Source organism: Crossiella sp. S99.2, from assembly GCF_023094165.1.
GTDB lineage: Bacteria > Actinomycetota > Actinomycetes > Mycobacteriales > Pseudonocardiaceae > Crossiella.
Genome location: NZ_JALMDK010000007.1, coordinates 466,655 through 484,226 on the forward strand (window position 1 = coordinate 466,655; position 17,572 = coordinate 484,226).

Sequence of the window (17,572 nt, forward strand, 5' to 3'; positions counted from 1 at the left end):
GCAGTTGGCCGTTTGTAACGTCGCTCCGGGAATCCCCTGGGAAACGGCGGCAAGGTGGTCGGGATGCGAAGTGAGGCCGATACATGTCTGGCACACGTGCGCGCTGCCGCGGCCACGCGGCTAGGAATGGCCGCGGACGCGGTCCCAGCCGAGGTGGCACTGCGTGAGCTGGGTCTGGACTCGGCCGGTCTGACCGGCCTGACCGAGGAGTTGTCCCGGCGGCTGGGGCGGCCGGTGCCCGCCTGGGCGCCGTACCGGCACCCCACGGTGGCCGCGCTGACCGCCTTCCTGGACGGGGCCCCGGCCCCGGCCGTGGCGGTGCAGGCGGCTCCCACGATGCGGGATGAGCCGATCGCGATCGTCGGGCTGGGCTGCCGCCTGCCCGGCGGTATCGGCTCCCCTGGCCAGCTCTGGGACGCGCTGCTCGGCGAGGTGGACGCGATTGGGCCGGTGCCTGCCGATCGCTGGAACGCCGACGCCTGGTTCGACCAGGACGTGGCCCAGCCCGGCAAGATGACCACCCGCCGCGGCGGGTTCCTGGACGATATCGCCGGGTTCGACGCGGCCTTCTTCCGCATGTCACCCGCGGAGGCCGAGCACACCGACCCGCAGCAGCGGATCACCCTGGAGGTGGCCTGGTCCGCGCTGGAGGACGCGCGGATCGTGCCGACCGGGCTGACCGGCACCCGGACCGGGGTGTTCCTGGGCACCATGTGGCAGGAGTACCAGCAGGCCACCGGCGCCGACCCGAACGCGACCGGCTCGCACTCCGCGGTCGGCTGGGACACCTCGATCGTGCCCGCCCGGGTCGCCTATGCCCTTGGCCTGCAAGGCCCTGCGCTCTCCGTCGGCTCCGCGTGCAGCTCCTCCCTGGCCGCGGTGCACCTGGCCGCGCACAGCCTGCGCCGCGGCGAGTCCGACCTGGCCCTGGCCGGTGGCGTGAACCTGATGCTCACCCCGCACACCACGGTCGCGATGACCAAGTTCGGCGGGGTCAACCCGGACGCCCAGTGCCGGGCCTTCGACGCAGGCGCCAACGGCTACGTGCGCAGCGAGGGCTGCGGCATCGTGGTGCTGCGCAGGCTTTCCGACGCGCTGCGCGAGGGTGACCGGATCTACGCGGTGCTGCTGGGCAGCGCGATGAACAACGACGGCGCCTCCAACGGCCTCACCGCGCCCAACCCCGAGGCACAGACCGACGTGCTGCGCCAGGCCTGGCAGTCCGCCGGGATCGCGCCCGCCCAGGTGTCCTATGTGGAGGCTCACGGCACCGGCACCAAGCTCGGCGACGTGATCGAAGCCTCCGCACTCGGCGAGGTTTTCGCGCCGGACCGGGTGGAACCACTGCGGATCGGCTCGGCCAAGACGAACTTCGGCCACCTCGAACCCGCCGCGGGCGTGCTCGGCCTGCTCAAGACCGCGCTCTCGCTGCACCACGGCGAACTCCCGGCCAGCCTGCACTTCGAGGCGCCCAACCCGGCCATCGACTTCGCCGCCGAACGCCTCCAGGTGGTCACCGATCGCAGTGCCTGGCCCGAGGGCCCGCGTTACGCCGGGGTCAGCGGCTTCGGCTTCGGTGGCACCAACGTGCACCTCGCGCTGGCCCAGCCGCCCGCCCGCCGCCGGAACCTGGTCGCGCTGGCCGCGGACAGCGCCGAGCAGCTGTGGCGGGACATCGCCGATACCGCCCGCGGCTCGATCACTTCGTTGCCGCACAACGGATCCGGTCCGCACCGAGCCTTCGCCGCCTTGGACCGACCCGGTGACCTGGCCGACCTGCTGGCCCGCGCCACCGTCGGCGAGGCCACCGACGCGCCGCTGGTCTTTGGCTTCTCCGGCCACGGCAGCCAGTGGACCGGCATGGGCCGGGACCTGTTGACCCAGCCCGAGTTCCGCGCCGAACTGTCCGAAGTGGACGCTCACCTCACTTCGGTGCTCGGCCGGTCCGTGCTGGCCGACCTGACCTCCGCCCGGCCCCTGGAAAGGGTCGAGGTGGTGCAGCCCGTGCTGTTCGCGGTGCAGGTCGCGCTCTTCCGCACCCTGGAAGCCTGGGGTGCCCGGCCCGCGGCGGTGTTCGGGCAGAGCGTCGGCGAGGTGGCCGCCGCGGTCGCCGCCGGTGCGCTGACCACCGCCCAGGGCGCCCAGGTCATCGGACTCTGGTCCCGCCTGGTCGGCGAACGAGCTTCCGGCACCGGCACCGTGCTGGTCTGCGATCTCGATGTGGCCGAGGCGGAACAACGCTTCGGCGACCGGCTCACCCTGGCCGGGGAGTTGTCGCCGGGGCAGGTCGCCCTGTCCGGCAACATCGCCGCCATCGCCGCCGCCGAACAGGAACTCGGCGAGGCCGGGATCTTCACCGCCAGGGTGGCCATCGACTACCCCTCGCACAGCCGCGAACTCAGCCCCCTGGCCGCCGAGCTGATCACCCTGCTCGGCGATCTCACCCCCGCCGAGACCACGATCCCCTTCATCTCCACCGTCACCGGCGCCGAACTGGCCGGGACCGCCCTGGACGCGGCCTACTGGGCCCGCAACATGTGCGAGCCGATGCGCCTGGTCAAGGCCGTGCGCGCACTCCCCGTGGGAAGCAGGGTAGTGGAGATCGGCCCGCACCCGGTGCTGCGCGTCTCGGTCGCCAAAACCCTTGGTACCGAAGTGTTCTGGACCTGCCGCCGGGACCGCTCCGCACCAGAAACCCTCGAAGACCTGCTCGGTCTACTGTGGACAGACGGCGTGGACGTCGACTGGACCGCCGTCGACGGCGGCGCCGACTCCGGCGAACCGGTGGCCTGGCCGCTCTCCGCCCAGTCCGCCCCCGCCCTGCGCGCCCAGGCCGACGCCCTGCGCACCCACGTAAGCGCCAACCCCGGCCTGCGGATCGCCGACGTCGGCCATTCCCTGGCCGCCACCCGCACCGCCTTCGAGCACCGCGCGGTGCTGGTCGGCGACCGCCAGGAACTCCTCGACGGACTCGCCGCGCTGGCCGCCGGCGAGGAAGCACCCGGACTGGTCCTGGGCCGGGCCAAAGACCAGCCCGGCCCGGTGCTGGTCTTCCCCGGCCAGGGCTCGCAGTGGGCTGGCATGGCCCTGGACCTCCTGGACAGCGCCCCGGCCTTCGCCGCCGCGCTCGCCGACTGCCAGCAAGCCCTCAAGCCCTACACCGACTGGACCCTGACCGAGGCCCTCGCCGACGAGGACGCGCTGCGCCGGGTCGACGTGGTGCAGCCCGCACTGTGGGCCGTGATGGTCTCCCTGGCCGCGCTCTGGGCCGCACACGGTGTGCGCCCGGCCGCGGTGGTCGGCCACTCCCAGGGCGAGATCGCCGCCGCCTGTGCGGTCGGCGCGCTCTCCCTGGAAGACGGCGCGCGGATCGTGGCGCTGCGCTCCCAGGCCATCGCCCGCACCCTGGCCGGCCGCGGCGGCATGGTCTCCACCATGCTCTCCCGCGCCGAAGCCGTTGCCCGCCTGGAAGAATGGGATGGCCGGATCTCCCTGGCCGCCGCCAACGGACCCGGCTCCACCGTGGTCTCCGGCGACCCCGAAGCCCTCGCCGAATTCATCGTCCAACTCGAAGCCGACGGCGTGCGCGCCCGGCAACTCCCGGTGGACTACGCCTCGCACTCCGCCCACGTCGAGTCCATTGTGGATGAACTCCTGGCCGAGCTGGCCCCGATCCGGCCGCGCAAGGCCCAGGCCGCCTTCTACTCCACCGTCACCGGCGAGGCCCTGGACACCCGCGGCCTCAACGCCCAGTACTGGTACGACAACCTCCGGTCCACAGTGGAGTTCGAGGCCACCATCGGCGCGCTGATCGAAGCAGGGCACCGGATCTTCATCGAGGTCAGCCCGCACCCGGTGCTCACCATGGGCATCCAGGACGCCAGCCCCGAGGCGGTCGCCTTCGGTAGCCTGCGCCGCGACGACGGTGGCCGCCGCCGGTTCCTCACCGCGCTCGCCCACGCCCAGGCGCACGGCCTGCCAGTGGACTGGCAGCTCCCGACCGCTCGGTTGGTAGACCTGCCCGCCTACCGCTTCCAGCACCAGCACTACTGGCTGGAGAGCACCCCCGCGGTCACTCCGGCCGCCGCCCAGCCCGCCGAATCCTTCTGGAACCTGGTGCAACAGGCCGATCTGGACGGTCTGCAGAGCCTCCTGGCCATCTCACCCGCCGCCACCCTGCCCGAACTCGTCGCCGCCCTCGCCGGCTGGCACCGCAGGGAGAACGCGGCTGGCATGATCGGCAACTGGCGCTACGCCACCGCCTGGCGCTCGGTCGCCGAACCCACCGCCTGCCCGGCCACCGGCACCTGGCTCGTGCTCACCCCCAAGGGCGAAGGCCCCTGGGTGGAAGCCGTCGATGTCCTTGCCCAGCAAGGCATGCGGCTGATCACCCTGGAATGCGAGCACCACCCGAGCCGGGAAACCCTCTCCGCCGTCTGCGAATCCGCCCTCGGCGAGGACCTCACCGGCGTGCTCAGCCTGCTCGCGCTGATCCCCGGCGACCGGATCGACCACCCCGGTGTGCCCGCCGGCTACGCGGCCACTTTGCTTGCCGTGCAGGCACTGGGCGACGCCGGGATCAGCGCGCCGCTGTGGTGCGTGACCAGCGGCGCGATGATCACCGACCCCGGCGACCACGAGGTCCGCCCGGACCAGCGGATGATCTGGGGGATGGGCCGGGTCGCCGGACACGAGCACCACGACCGCTGGGGCGGCCTGATCGACGTGCCCGCACTGCCCCGCGAGGGCAGCTGGCGGCAGCTCGCCGCCGCGCTCACCCGCGGCGACGGCGAGGACCAGCTCGCCCTGCGATCCTTCGGCACCCTGGCCTGCCGCCTGGTCCGCCCCGCCGACCAGCGCGCCGACCACGCCGACTGGCGGCCGCGTGGCACCGTGCTGGTCACCGGCGGCACCGGCGCGCTCGGCGGGCACGTGGCCCGCTGGCTGGCCGACCGCGGCGCGGACCGGATCGTGCTGGTCAGCCGCCGCGGCCCGGCCGCACCCGGCGCGGCCGAACTGCGCGCGGAACTCACCGCCCGCGGCGTGCACACCCGGATCGAGGCCTGCGACGTCGCCGACCGGGTGCAACTGCGCACCTTGCTGGACCGGATCGGCGACCTCGACGCGGTGGTGCACACCGCCGCCGTGCTGGCCGACGCGCCACTGCACGCCCTGCACCTGGAACAGGTCGCGGTGGCCCAGCGGGCCAAGATCGCCGGCGCGTGGAACCTGCACGAGCAGACCGCCGGAATGAACCTGTCCGCGTTCGTGCTCTTCTCCACCATCGGCGCCACGGTGGGCATTCCCGGCCAGGGCAACTACGCCCCGGCCAACGCCGGTCTGGACGCGCTCGCCGAACTGCGCCGCGCCCAGGGCCAGCCCGCCACCTCGGTCGCCTTCGGCGCCTGGGACGGCGACGGCATGGCCACCTCCGCGGTGCGCCCCACCCTGGAACGGCACGGCATCAACTGCATGGACCCGGAACTGGCCCTGCGTGCCCTGCAGGAGGCCATCGACGGGGGCCGGGCCACCCAGCTGGTCGCCGACATCAACTGGGACCGCTTCACCCCGACCCTCACCGCGTTGCGCCCCAGCGCGTTGCTGGCCGACCTGCCCGACGCCCGCCGCACCGCCCCCGCCGAAACGGCGGCGGAGGAGAGCCTGACTGAACGGTTGGTAGCCCTGCCCGCCCGCCGCCGCCCCGAACTCGTGCTGGACGTGGTGCTGCGGCACACCGCCACCGTGCTCGGCTACCGGCGCGGCGACCGGCCCGAGGAGACCAGCACCTTCCGCGACCTGGGCATCGACTCGGTGACCGGGGCCGACCTGAGCAAGCGGATCAGCGCGGAAGCGGGTCTGCGGCTGCCGGTGACCCTGGTCTTCGAGGAGCCCACCCCGGTCGCGGTGGCACAACACCTGTTAGCCCAGCTCGACCTCGACGCGTCCGAGGACGTCCCGGCCGTGGCGGAAGAAGCCGCCGCGCCGATGGAGGACGTCTCCGACGACGAACTGTTCGACCTCATCGACAGCATCACCATGAGCCGGAGGAACACGTGACGGCGACCGAGCAGAAGCTGCGTGAGTACCTCAAGCGGGCCACCAGCGAACTGAACGCGCTTCGCGAGGAGCGCGCCCGGTCGAGCGAACCGATCGCGGTGCTCGCGATGAGCTGCCGGTTCCCCGGTGGCATCAGCTCGCCCGAGGACCTCTGGCGCCTGCTGGCCGCCGGTGAGGAGGCCATCGGGCCGCTGCCCGGCGACCGCGGCTGGGACCTGGACACCCTGTACGACCCGGACCCCGACAACCCCGGCACGCTGTACGCGCGGGCAGGCGGATTCCTTGACGCGGCAGGCGAATTCGACGCCGCCTTCTTCGGGATCTCCCCGCGCGAGGCCCTGGCCATGGACCCGCAGCAGCGACTGCTGCTGGAAAACGCCTGGGAGGCCCTGGAACGGGCCCGGATCGTGCCGGAGTCCTTGCGCGGCAGCGATGTCGGCGTCTACATCGGCACCAACGGCCAGGACTACGCCGGACTGACCCAGGGCAGCGGCGACTCCGAGGGCCACGCCCTCACCGGCGGCGCGGCCAGCGTCCTCGCGGGCCGGATCTCTTATGTACTAGGGCTGGAAGGCCCCGCCGTCACCGTCGACACCGCCTGCTCCTCCTCGCTGGTCGCCCTGCACAGCGCGGTGCGGGCACTGCGCGCGGGGGAGTGCTCGCTCGCACTGGCCGGTGGCGCCACCGTGATGGCCGGACCGCAGCTGCTGGTGGAATTCAGCCGCCAGGGCGGGCTCTCGCCGGACGGGCGCTGCCGCGCGTTCAGCGAGGACGCCGACGGCACCGGCTTCTCCGAGGGCAGCGGCCTGGTCCTGCTGCAACCGCTCTCGGCCGCATTGGCTTCCGGCCGCCCGATCCTCGCGGTCATCCGCGGCTCCGCGATCAACTCCGACGGCGCCTCCAACGGCCTGTCCGCGCCGAGCGCGAACGCCCAGCAGCGAGTCATCCGCGCCGCACTGGCCGACGCCGACCTGGACGCCGCCGAGGTCGACCTCCTCGAAGCGCACGGCACCGGCACCCGCCTCGGCGACCCCATCGAAGCCCGCGCTTTGCTTGCCACCTATGGCAAAGCCCGTTCAGGGGGCACCCCCGCACTGCTCGGCGGCGTCAAGTCCAATCTCGGCCACACCCAGGCCGCGGCCGGCGTCGCCGGGTTCATCAAGATCGTCGAGTCGCTGCGCCGCGGCGAGGCCCCCCGCTCCCTGCACGCCCAGGAACCCAGCACCCGCGTCGACTGGTCGGTAGGCGGCATCAACCTGGTCACCGAACACCAGATCCTGCCCGCCGCCGACCGCCCCTACCGCGCCGGAATCTCCGCCTTCGGCATCAGCGGCACCAACGCCCACATGATCGTCGAACAAGCCCCCGCGCCCGCCGACGACTTGGGCCAAGTCGTACGCCAAGTTGGCCCAAGTGGGCGTACGAGTTTGCCCAAGTGGGACGGAGGGGTGGACGGTCCGATCGTGCCGTGGGTGCTGTCGGGGCACACCGAGGCCGCGTTGCGGGCCCAGGCCGAGAGCCTGGCCGAGGCTGTGGCCGGGCACCGGCCGGTCGACGTCGCCTGGTCCCTGGTCTCCACCCGTGCCCGGCTGGCCCGCCGCGCCGCCGTCATCGGCTCCGACGCCGACGAGCTGATCGCCGGACTGCGCGCGATCGCCGCTGGCGAGCCCATTCCCGGCGTGGTCACCGGGTCCGCGCTCGCGGGCAAGACCGCGTTCGTCTTCCCCGGCCAGGGCGCCCAGCGCGCGGCCATGGGCGCCGAGCTGTACCGCACCTTCCCTGCCTTCGCCGCCGCCTACGACGCGGTCTGCGCGCACCTCGATCCGCTGCTGCCCCGGCCGCTGCGCGAGATCACCTTCGCCGCCAAGGACACCCCGGAAGCCGAGCTGCTCAACCAGATCGGCTTCACCCAGCCAGCGCTGTTCGCCTTCCAGGTCGCGCTCTACCGCCTGGTCGAATCCTGGGGCGTTGTCCCGAACTACGTCCTCGGCTACTCCACCGGCGAACTCGCCGCCGCGCACGTCGCCGGAGTCTGGTCCCTGCCCGACGCCTGCTCGCTGGTGGCCGCCCGCGGCCTGCTCATGCAGTCGCTGCCGCCCGGCGGCGCCATGCTCGCGGTGCGCGCGTCCGAGCAGGACCTGTTGCCACTGCTGGAAAACCGCGAGCACGAACTGGTCGCCGGACTGGTCAACGGACCCAACTCGGTCATCCTCTCCGGCACCGTCGCCGCCATCGAGGAGATCACCGAAACGCTGCTTGCCCAGGGCCGCGAGGTCAAGCGCCTGGTCATGGAGCACGCCTACCACTCGCCGCTGATGGAACCCATGCTCGCCGAATTCGCCGAGGTCGCCGGACGGGCCACCGCACGCGAACCCGAGATCGGCCTGGTCTCCAACGTCACCGGCGGCCTGATCAGCGCCGAGGTCTGCGACCCCGGCTACTGGGTCTCGCACGTCCGCTCCACCGTCCGCTTCGCCGCGGGCGTCACCACGTTGCTCGAAGCCGGGGTCACCAGGTTCCTGGAACTCGGCCCGGACGGCTCCGGCGCGGCCATGGTCGGCGACTGCGTGGCCGAGGCCCGCCAGCGCGTCGCCGTGGTCGCCGCCCAGCGCCGCGACCGGCCCGAGGCCGAAGCCGTGCTGACCGGACTCGCCGAGGCGCACGCACACGGCATCGAGGTCGACTGGCCCGCCGTGTTCACCGACACCGACCTGCGCCCGGTCGACCTGCCCACCTACCCGTTCCAGCGCAGCCGCTACTGGGTCACCCCGCGCGGCGCCGACGGCGCACTGGAACTCGCCCCGCTCACCCACCCCTGGCTGATCGTGGAACCCGCGCTGGCCGGTGGGCTCGGCCAGGTGCTCGCCGGTCGCCTCTCCGTCACCGAACACCCGTGGCTGGGCGATCACGTGGTGCACGGCCACATCGTGCTGGCCGGCACCGGGCTGATGGAACTGGCCATCGCCGCCGCGCACCGGCTCGGTCTGGCCCAGGTCACCAGCCTGGTCATGGTGGCGCCGATGATGCTGCCCGAGACCTCCTCGGTGCGCGTCCAGGTCGCCATCGGCCCCGCGGTCGACGGCCGCCACCCGATCGCGATCCACAGCCGCCCCTCCGGCGCGGAACACGAGTGGACCCTGCACGCCGCCGGTGAACTCGACTCCGCCCCCGCCGCCACCGACGCCCCCGAGTTCGCCGACCTGCGCGAATGGCCGGTGCCCGGTGCGGAGGTGGTCGAACTGGACGGCCTCTACGACCGCTTCGCCGACCAGGGCGTGGACTACGGCCCCGGCTTCCTGACCACCACCGGACTCTGGGTGCGCGACGGCATCGGCTACGGCACGGTCCGGCTGCCCGACGGCCTGGACGGCGAGCCCTACGCCCTGCACCCCGCGCTACTGGACGGCGCGCTGAACGTGATGCGGGCCTGCGCCGACGGCGGCCAGACCGCCGACCACGTGCAGATGCCCTTCGAGTGGTCCGGGGTCGAACTCTTCGCCACCGGCGCGAGCGAACTGCGCGTGCGGGTACAGGCCGAGGCCACCTCCGATGGCCGTCGCCTGTCCGTGTGGTTGGCCGACACCACCGGCGCGCCGGTGGCCCGGGTGCAGCGCCTGGACCTGCGCACCGCCCGGCCCGAGCAGATCCAGGCCGGCGCCGGACGTACCCAGGACCTCTACCGGATCGAGGAGCAGCGGGTCACCGCGCCCGCTGAGCCCGCCGCCCGGCCGAGCACGTTCACGGGAACGCTCCCGCTCGGCGAACTGCCCGCCGACATCGAGCGAGTGATCATCGACGCGACCGGCCGGGAGGACTTCCCGGTCGCCGAGGCCGCAGCCGAGGCCCTGGCCGCGATCCAGCGTGTCCTCACCGAAGCCCCCGCGGCCGAACTGGTCTGGGTCAGCGGCGGTGGACTGGCCGGCGCGGCCGTGCGCGGCCTGCTGCGTTCCGCCCGCGCCGAACACCCGGACCGGGTGCTGCGCTGGATCGACGTCGGCACCCGCACCCTGCCCGACACCGCCCTGGACCTGCCCGAACCCGAACTCCTGGTGCGCGAGGACGGCCTGTACACCCCGCGGCTGGCCCGGCTGTTCGACGAGATCAACGAGACCGTCCGGCTCGACCCGGACGGCACCGTGCTGATCACCGGCGGCACCGGCCAGCTCGGCGCGGCCGTGGCACAACACCTGGTCCGCGCGCACGGCGCCCGCAACCTGGTGCTCACCTCCCGCCGCGGCCCCGACGCCCCCGGCGCCACCGAACTCGCCGAAACCCTGGCCGCCGCGGGCGCCCAGGCCCGGATCGTGGCCTGCGACGTCGCCGGCCGGGACGCCGTGGCCGCACTCCTGGACAGCATCGACACCCCGCTCACTGCCGTGGTGCACCTGGCCGGGGTCCTGGACGACGGCCTGCTGCTGCACCAGAACGGCGCGCGGCTGGCCGAGGTCTTCAACGCCAAGGTCTCCGGCGCGCTGCACCTGTGTGAGCTGACCAGGGACGCGCCACTGGCCGCGTTCGTGCTGTTCTCCTCGGCCGCCGGCGTGCTCGGCACGGCGGGTCAGAGCACCTACGCCGCCGCCAACTCCGTGCTCGACGAGATCGCCGCCCGCCGCCAGCGCGCCGGCCTGCCCGCCACCAGCCTCGCCTGGGGCCTGTGGGAACCCGACGCGGACGGTATGACCGGCCACCTCGGCACCGCCGAACTCGCCCGGATGCGCAGGCAGGGCATTGTCGCCTTCCCACTGCGGCACGGGCTTGGCCTGCTGGACACCGCGCTCGGCCGGACCGAGCCCGCCCTCGCCCCGGTCCGCCTCGACCTGCGCGGACCGCGGCAGGAGGCCGAGCAGGGCGGCCACCTGTCCGCGGTCCTGCGCACCCTCGTCCGGCTGGCCCCGCGCCAGGCCGCCGCCCGCACCGCCGACGAACCCGAAACCCTCAAGGACCGCCTGGCTGCGCTGCCCAGGGACAAGCAGCTCGCCGAGTTGACCGCGATCGTGGTCCGCGAGGCAGCGGGCGTCCTGGGCATCACCGATCCGTCCGGCGTGCCCGCCGACGAGGCCCTGGTCTCCCGCGGCCTGGACTCGCTGATGGCGGTGGAACTGCGCCGCAGGCTCACCGCCGCCACCGGCGCCGCGCTGACCTCCACCCTGGCCTTCGACTACCCGACTCCCGAGGCCATCGCGGGCCGTATCGCCGCCATCCTCGAACTCACCCCGCGCGCGGCCGCCACCACCAGCGCCCGCCCGCAGTCCGCCACCGACGACGACCCGGTGGTCATCGTCGGCATGGCCTGCCGCTACCCCGGCGGCATCGAAGGCCCCGCCGACCTGTGGCGACTGGTCGCCGCGGGCACCGACACCACCTCGGACTTCCCCCTGGACCGCGGCTGGGACACCGCCCGCCTGTTCGACCCCACCCCGGACCGCCTGGGCACCTCGCACACCCGCCTGGGCAGTTTCCTTTACGGCGCGGGCGATTTCGACGCGGCCTTCTTCGGCATGTCCCCGCGCGAGGCCATGGCCACCGACGCCCAGCACCGGCTGCTGCTCGAAAACGCCTGGGAGGCCCTGGAACACGCGGGCATCGACCCCGGCACACTCAAGGGCAGCGAGACCGGGGTGTTCGCCGGTGTCATGTACAGCGACTACGCGACCCTGCTGGGCGGCGGCGAGTTCGAGGGCTTCCAGTCCACCGGCAGCGCGCCCAGCGTCGCCTCCGGCCGGGTCTCCTACGCCCTCGGCCTGGAAGGCCCGGCGGTCACCGTCGACACCGCGTGCTCCTCCTCGCTGGTCGCCCTGCACCTGGGCACCCGGGCACTGCGTTCGGGGGAGTGCTCCCTGGCGCTGGTCGGCGGGGTGACCGTGCTGTCCACGCCGAGCCTGTTCGTCGAGTTCTCCCGCCAGGGCGGGCTCGCGATCGACGGGCGCTGCAAGGCATTCTCCGACTCCGCCGACGGCACCGGCTGGGGCGAGGGCGTGGGTGTCCTTGTCCTGGAACGACTTTCCGACGCCGTGCGACTTGGCCACCGGGTGCGCGCGATCGTGCGCGGCACCGCGGTCAACCAGGACGGTGCCTCCAACGGCCTGACCGCACCGAATGGCCCGTCCCAGCAGCGGGTGATCCTGTCCGCACTGCACGACGCCGGCCTGGCCGCCGCCGAGGTCGACGTGGTCGAGGGCCACGGCACCGGCACGACGCTCGGAGACCCGATCGAGGCCCAGGCCCTGGTCGACGTCTACGGCCAGAACCGGCCCAACCCGCTGCTGCTGGGCTCGATCAAGTCCAACTTCGGCCACACCCAGGCAGCAGCCGGAGTGGCGGGTGTGATCAAGATGGTGCAGGCGATGGAGCACGGCGCCGCACCCAAGACCCTGCACGTGTCTGACCGGACCAGTCACGTGGACTGGGCCGCGGGCTCGGTCGAGTTGCTGACCGAGACGGTGCCCTGGCCCGAGGTCGACCGGCCGCGCCGGGCCGGAGTCTCTTCCTTCGGCGCCAGCGGAACCAACGCGCACGTGATCCTGGAACAGGCTCCCGACCGACCGGTTGGTAGTGCTGCGGAAATTGCTGTGGTGCCGCTGGTGCTCTCGGCGAAGTCGGCGGAGGCGCTGAAGGCACAGGCAGTTCGCCTGGCCGACACCCTTGCCGAGGGCGCTACCAATGTCGGCTTCTCCCTCGCCACCGGGCGGGCCGCGCTGCCGGTGCGCACCGTGGTCGTGGGCGGGAACTCCGCCGAGCTGGCAGACTCGCTGCGCGCCTTCGCCGAGTCCGGCACCGTGCCCGCCCCGGGCGCCGGTGCGCGCTCGGTGTTCGTCTTCCCCGGCCAGGGCTCGCAGTGGGTGGGCATGGCCCGGGAACTGCTCGACGAGTCCCCGGTCTTCGCCGCCCGGTTCGCCGAATGCGCCGAAGCCCTTGCCCCACACGTGGACTGGCACCTGGTCGACGCCCTCTCCGACGAGGAACTACTCGCCAGGGTCGACGTCGTGCAGCCGGTCACCTGGGCCGTGAACGTCTCCCTCGCCGCGGTCTGGCAGTCACTCGGCGTGCAGCCAGACGCTGTGGTCGGCCACTCACAGGGCGAGGTCGCCGCCGCAGTCGTCGCTGGCGGATTGTCCTTGCAGGACGGTGCTTTGGTCGTTGCCCGTCGTTCGCAGCTCATCGCCCGGCTGCTGGCCGGATGTGGTGGCATGGCCTCGGTGGCGTTGCCCGTCGCCGAGGTCGAAGCCCGGCTCCGCGACGGCGTTGGGATCGCGGCCGTGAACGGTCCCGCCGCCGTGGTGGTCTCCGGTGAGGTCGCCGCGCTGGAGGAGTTCGTCCGCGGTTGCGAGGCCGAGGAGCTGCGGGTCAAGCGGATCGCGGTGGACTACGCCTCGCACTCGCACTTCGTCGCCGACCTGGAAGAAGAACTCGGCCAGGTGCTCGCCGACGTCGAACCGCGCACCGGCGGGATCCCGTTCTACTCCACCGTCACTGGCGACTGGCTGGACACCGCCAACCTCGACGGCGGCTACTGGTTCCGCAACCTGCGCCAGCGGGTCGACTTCCACGGCTCGATCCAGCGGCTGATCGAGTCCGGGCACCGCCGGGTGGTCGAGGTCAGCCCGCACCCGGTGCTGGTGGCCGAGATCGAGGCCACCCTGGATGCCGCGGGCGTCGAGGGCGTGGTGACCGGCTCGCTGCGGCGTGGCGAGGGCGGCGCCCGGCGCCTGCTGGACTCCGTTGGCCAGTGGTGGAGTCGCGGTGGCTTGGTCGACTGGGCGGCCTGGTTCGCCGGGACCGGCGCGCAGATCGTGGACCTGCCCACCTACCCGTTCCAGCACCAGCGGTTCTGGCCAGCCGCAAAGCTTTCCGGCGACGCCTCCGCGTTCGGCCTGACCGCGACCAACCACCCGGTGCTGGGTGCCGCGGTACCCCTCGGTGACGGCTCGGGTGTGCTGCTCACCGGCCGGCTGTCCAGGGACACCCAGCCCTGGCTGTCCGACCACCAGGTCAACGGCACCGCCATCCTGCCCGCCACCGCATTTGTCGAACTCGCGGTCCGCGCGGGCGATGAGGTCGACTGCGGCCGGGTCGAGGAACTGATCCTCGGCGCGCCGCTGGTCCTACCGACCGGTCGGGAGGTCGAGATCCAGGTCAAGGTGGAGGCCCCCGACGAGGACGGCCGCCGCACCCTGGCCGTGCACGCCCGCACCGCCGACGCCGCCTGGACCCGGCACGCCACCGGCGTCCTCGCCCCCGGAACCCCTGACCAGACAGCGGACTTCGACGCGGTGTGGCCGCCGCGCGGCGCGGTCGAGATCGACCTGGCCGCCTTCTACGAGCAGGCCGCCGACTCCGGCTACCAGTACGGCCCCGCCTTCCGCGGCCTCACCCGCGCCTGGCACGCCGACGGCGAGGTCCTGGCCGAGATCAGCCTCCCGGAACGCTTGTCAGTCAACGGTTTTGGCCTGCACCCGGCGTTGCTGGACGCGGCCCTGCAGACCGTGCTGATCTCCGACCAGGAGGTCGCCGCAGGTGCCCTCCCGTTCGCCTGGGAGCACGCCGACCTGCACGCCACCGGCGCGACCGCGCTGCGCGCCCGACTGCGCCACCTCGGCGCGGACGGCGCCGACAGCCTGGTCGCACTGACCGTGGCCGACGAGACCGGCGCACTCGTCTTCACCACCCAGTCCCTGCGCCTGCGCGCGGCCTCGGGTGCGGCAATCACCAGCAGCGAGCCCGTCTCGCTGTACACAGTGGACTGGACGCCGCTGACCACTGCGGGCACCGACCCAGCCGGGCTGGTCACCGTGGCGGATCTGGCCGAACTCACCGAGATCCCGCCGACCGTCCTTTTCCCACTGTCCACAGTGGCCGGTGACCCGGTTAGCTCCGCGCACGACACCGCCGAGTTGACCCTGAACCTGGTGCAGCAGTGGCTGGCCGAACAGTACGATGGCTCGCGGCTGGTGCTGATCACCCAGGGCGCGCGCTCCGGTCAGGACCTGGCCGCAGCCACCGCCTGGGGCCTGGTGCGCACCGCGCTCTCCGAACATCCCGGCCGCTTCGGCCTCCTGGACATCGAGTCCACTGAGGACATTCCACTCGCCCTGCCGCACCTGGCCGAGGGCAACGAACCACAGCTCGCCGTCATCGACGGCCAGGTCTGCGTGCCCCGCCTGGTTCCCGACACCAGCACCCTGCTCGCCCCGATCCACCGCCGGGACTGGCGGATGGACGCCCGCAACCCCGGCTCGGTGGACGGACTCGGCCTGGTGCCGACCACCGCCGCCGACCTCCCGCTCACCGAGGGCAAGGTGCGGGTGGCGATCCGCGCCGCGGGCATCAACTTCCGCGATGTGCTCGGCACCCTCGGCTACGGCAAGGTCCTCGACCAGATCGAGGGCATGGCCGGGCAGATGGGCGCCGAAGCCGTCGGCGTGGTGGTGGAAACCGGTCCTGGCGTTGACGATCTGGCCCCCGGTGACCGGGTGCTCGGTGTGGTTGACGGCGGATTCGGGCCGATGGTGGTCGTCGATCACCGGCACGTGGCCCGGATCCCGGCCGACTGGACCGACGTCGAGGCCGCCAGCGTGCCCGCCGCCTACCTCACCGCCTACTACGGCCTGGTCGACATCGCCGCGCTCAAGCCCGGCGAGAAGGTGCTCATCCACGCCGGCACCGGCGGCGTCGGCATGGCCGCCATCCAGCTCGCCCAGCACCTGGGCGCCGAGGTCTACGCCACCGCCAGCGAACCCAAGTGGGACACCCTGCGCGGCCTCGGCATCCCCGACGACCACATCGCCTCCACCCGCACCCTGGACTTCGCCACCCAGTTCCCCGCCGTGGACGTGGTGCTCAACTCCCTGGCCAACGAATTCGTGGACGCCTCGCTCGGCCTGCTCGCCCCCGGCGGCCGGTTCGCCGAGATGGGCGTCAACGACGTACGCACCGAAGCCGAACTCGCGCCGTGGCCCGGCGTGGTCTACGAGGCGTTCCACGTCGACGAGGCCGGTCCGGAACGCACCCGCGGGATGCTCAACGAGCTGCTCGAACTCTTCGAGCAGGGGGCGATCACCCCGCTGCCCACCAGGTCCTGGGACCTGCGGCGCGCGGTGGACGCCTTCCGGTTCATGAGTCAGGCCAAGCACACCGGCAAGCTCGTGCTCACCATCCCGCGCACCTGGGACACCAGTCGCGCGGTGCTGATCACCGGCGGCACCGGCGGCCTCGGCCGCGAACTCGCCCGGCACCTGGCGAGTCAGGGCTTCGACTGGCTGGTGCTGGCCAGCCGCAGCGGCGCCAACGCCGAAGGCGCCACCGAACTGGCCGAGGAACTCGCCGCCACCGGCACCCGCGCCGAGATCGTCGCCTGCGACACCAGCGATCCCGCTGCGGTGCAAGCACTTGTCGCCGACCTGACCGCACGCGGCGGACTCACCGCCGTGGTGCACGCGGCCGGGGTCCTGGACGACGCCACTGTGGACAGTCTCACCCCCGACCAGCTGCACCGGGTGCTGCGGCCCAAGATCGACGCCGCCTGGCACCTGCACCAGGCCACCCGCGAACTCGACCTGGCCGGATTTGTGGTCTTCTCCTCCGCCACCGGCGTGCTCGGCACCGCAGGCCAGGCCAACTACGCCGCGGCGAATGCCTGGCTGGACGCGCTGTGCCAGCAACGCCGCGCCGACGGTTTGGCCGCGGTGTCCCTGGCCTGGGGCGCCTGGGCGCAGGCCACCGGGATGACCGGCCACCTCAGCGCCGCCGACCACGACCGGTTGCGGCGCAAGGGAATTGTGCCGTTCACGGTGGCGCAGGGCCTGGCCATGTTCGACGCGGCCGCAGCCACCGACCGGGCCCTCACCCTGCCGCTGGTGCTGGACCGCAACGCCCTCGCAGCCGACCCGGACCTGTCCGCGGTACTGCGCGAACTGACCAAAAAGGACCGCCGCAGCGCCGCCAAGACCAGTACCGGCGCGGGTGGTCTGGAGGCCAGGCTGGCCACGCTGAGCCCCGAGGCCCGGCGCGAACTGCTCGGCGCCATCGCCCGCGAACACGTGGCCGCGGTACTCGGCTTCAGCGGCGCGGACGCGGTCGCTCCCGACCGCACGTTCAAGGACCTCGGCTTCGACTCGCTCACCGCGGTCGAGCTGCGCAACAAGCTCGGCGCGGCGGTGGGCAGGCGACTGCCCGCCACCCTGGTGTTCGACTACCCGACGATCAACGCGCTGGTCGGGCACCTGCTCACCGAGTTCAACCTGACCGACCTGACCCGGGTCGAATCACCGCTGGAACTGTTGGGACAGCTGGAAACCGCGCTCACCGACCCGGCCGCGGCCCGCGCCGACCGGGCCGTGCTGCTGCGGCGACTGGACGAACTCGCCGCCGCGCTGCGGCGCGACGAACCGCGCGAGGACGGACCCTCCGAAGCCGACATCAACTCGGTGTCGGTGGAGGAACTGTTCGACCTCATCGACGACAACTTCGCTGCACCGCAGGAATGACGAGCTCTGTAGCCGACGGGCAGGTACACCGG

The 17,572-nt window shown here is 72.8% G+C and carries 2 protein-coding genes; both read left to right on the plus strand.

What is annotated here, in order from left to right:
- Positions 1-63: 63 nt before the first annotated feature.
- The gene (locus tag MZC64_RS28455) at positions 64-6,057 is read left to right on the plus strand and encodes a type I polyketide synthase (RefSeq protein WP_282105988.1); all 5,994 of its coding nucleotides are present in this window, start codon (positions 64-66) and stop codon (positions 6,055-6,057) included.
- The gene (locus MZC64_RS28460; protein WP_247761688.1) at positions 6,054-17,540 is read left to right on the plus strand and encodes a type I polyketide synthase; all 11,487 of its coding nucleotides are present in this window, start codon (positions 6,054-6,056) and stop codon (positions 17,538-17,540) included. Before MZC64_RS28455 ends, MZC64_RS28460 begins: the two co-directional genes overlap by 4 nt.
- Positions 17,541-17,572: the final 32 nt, after the last annotated feature.

Bases quoted from the DNA above. Each gene is read 5' to 3' on its own strand.
- MZC64_RS28455 (WP_282105988.1), top strand. From the start codon at position 64: ATGCGAAGTGAGGCCGATACATGTCTGGCACACGTGCGCGCTGCCGCG.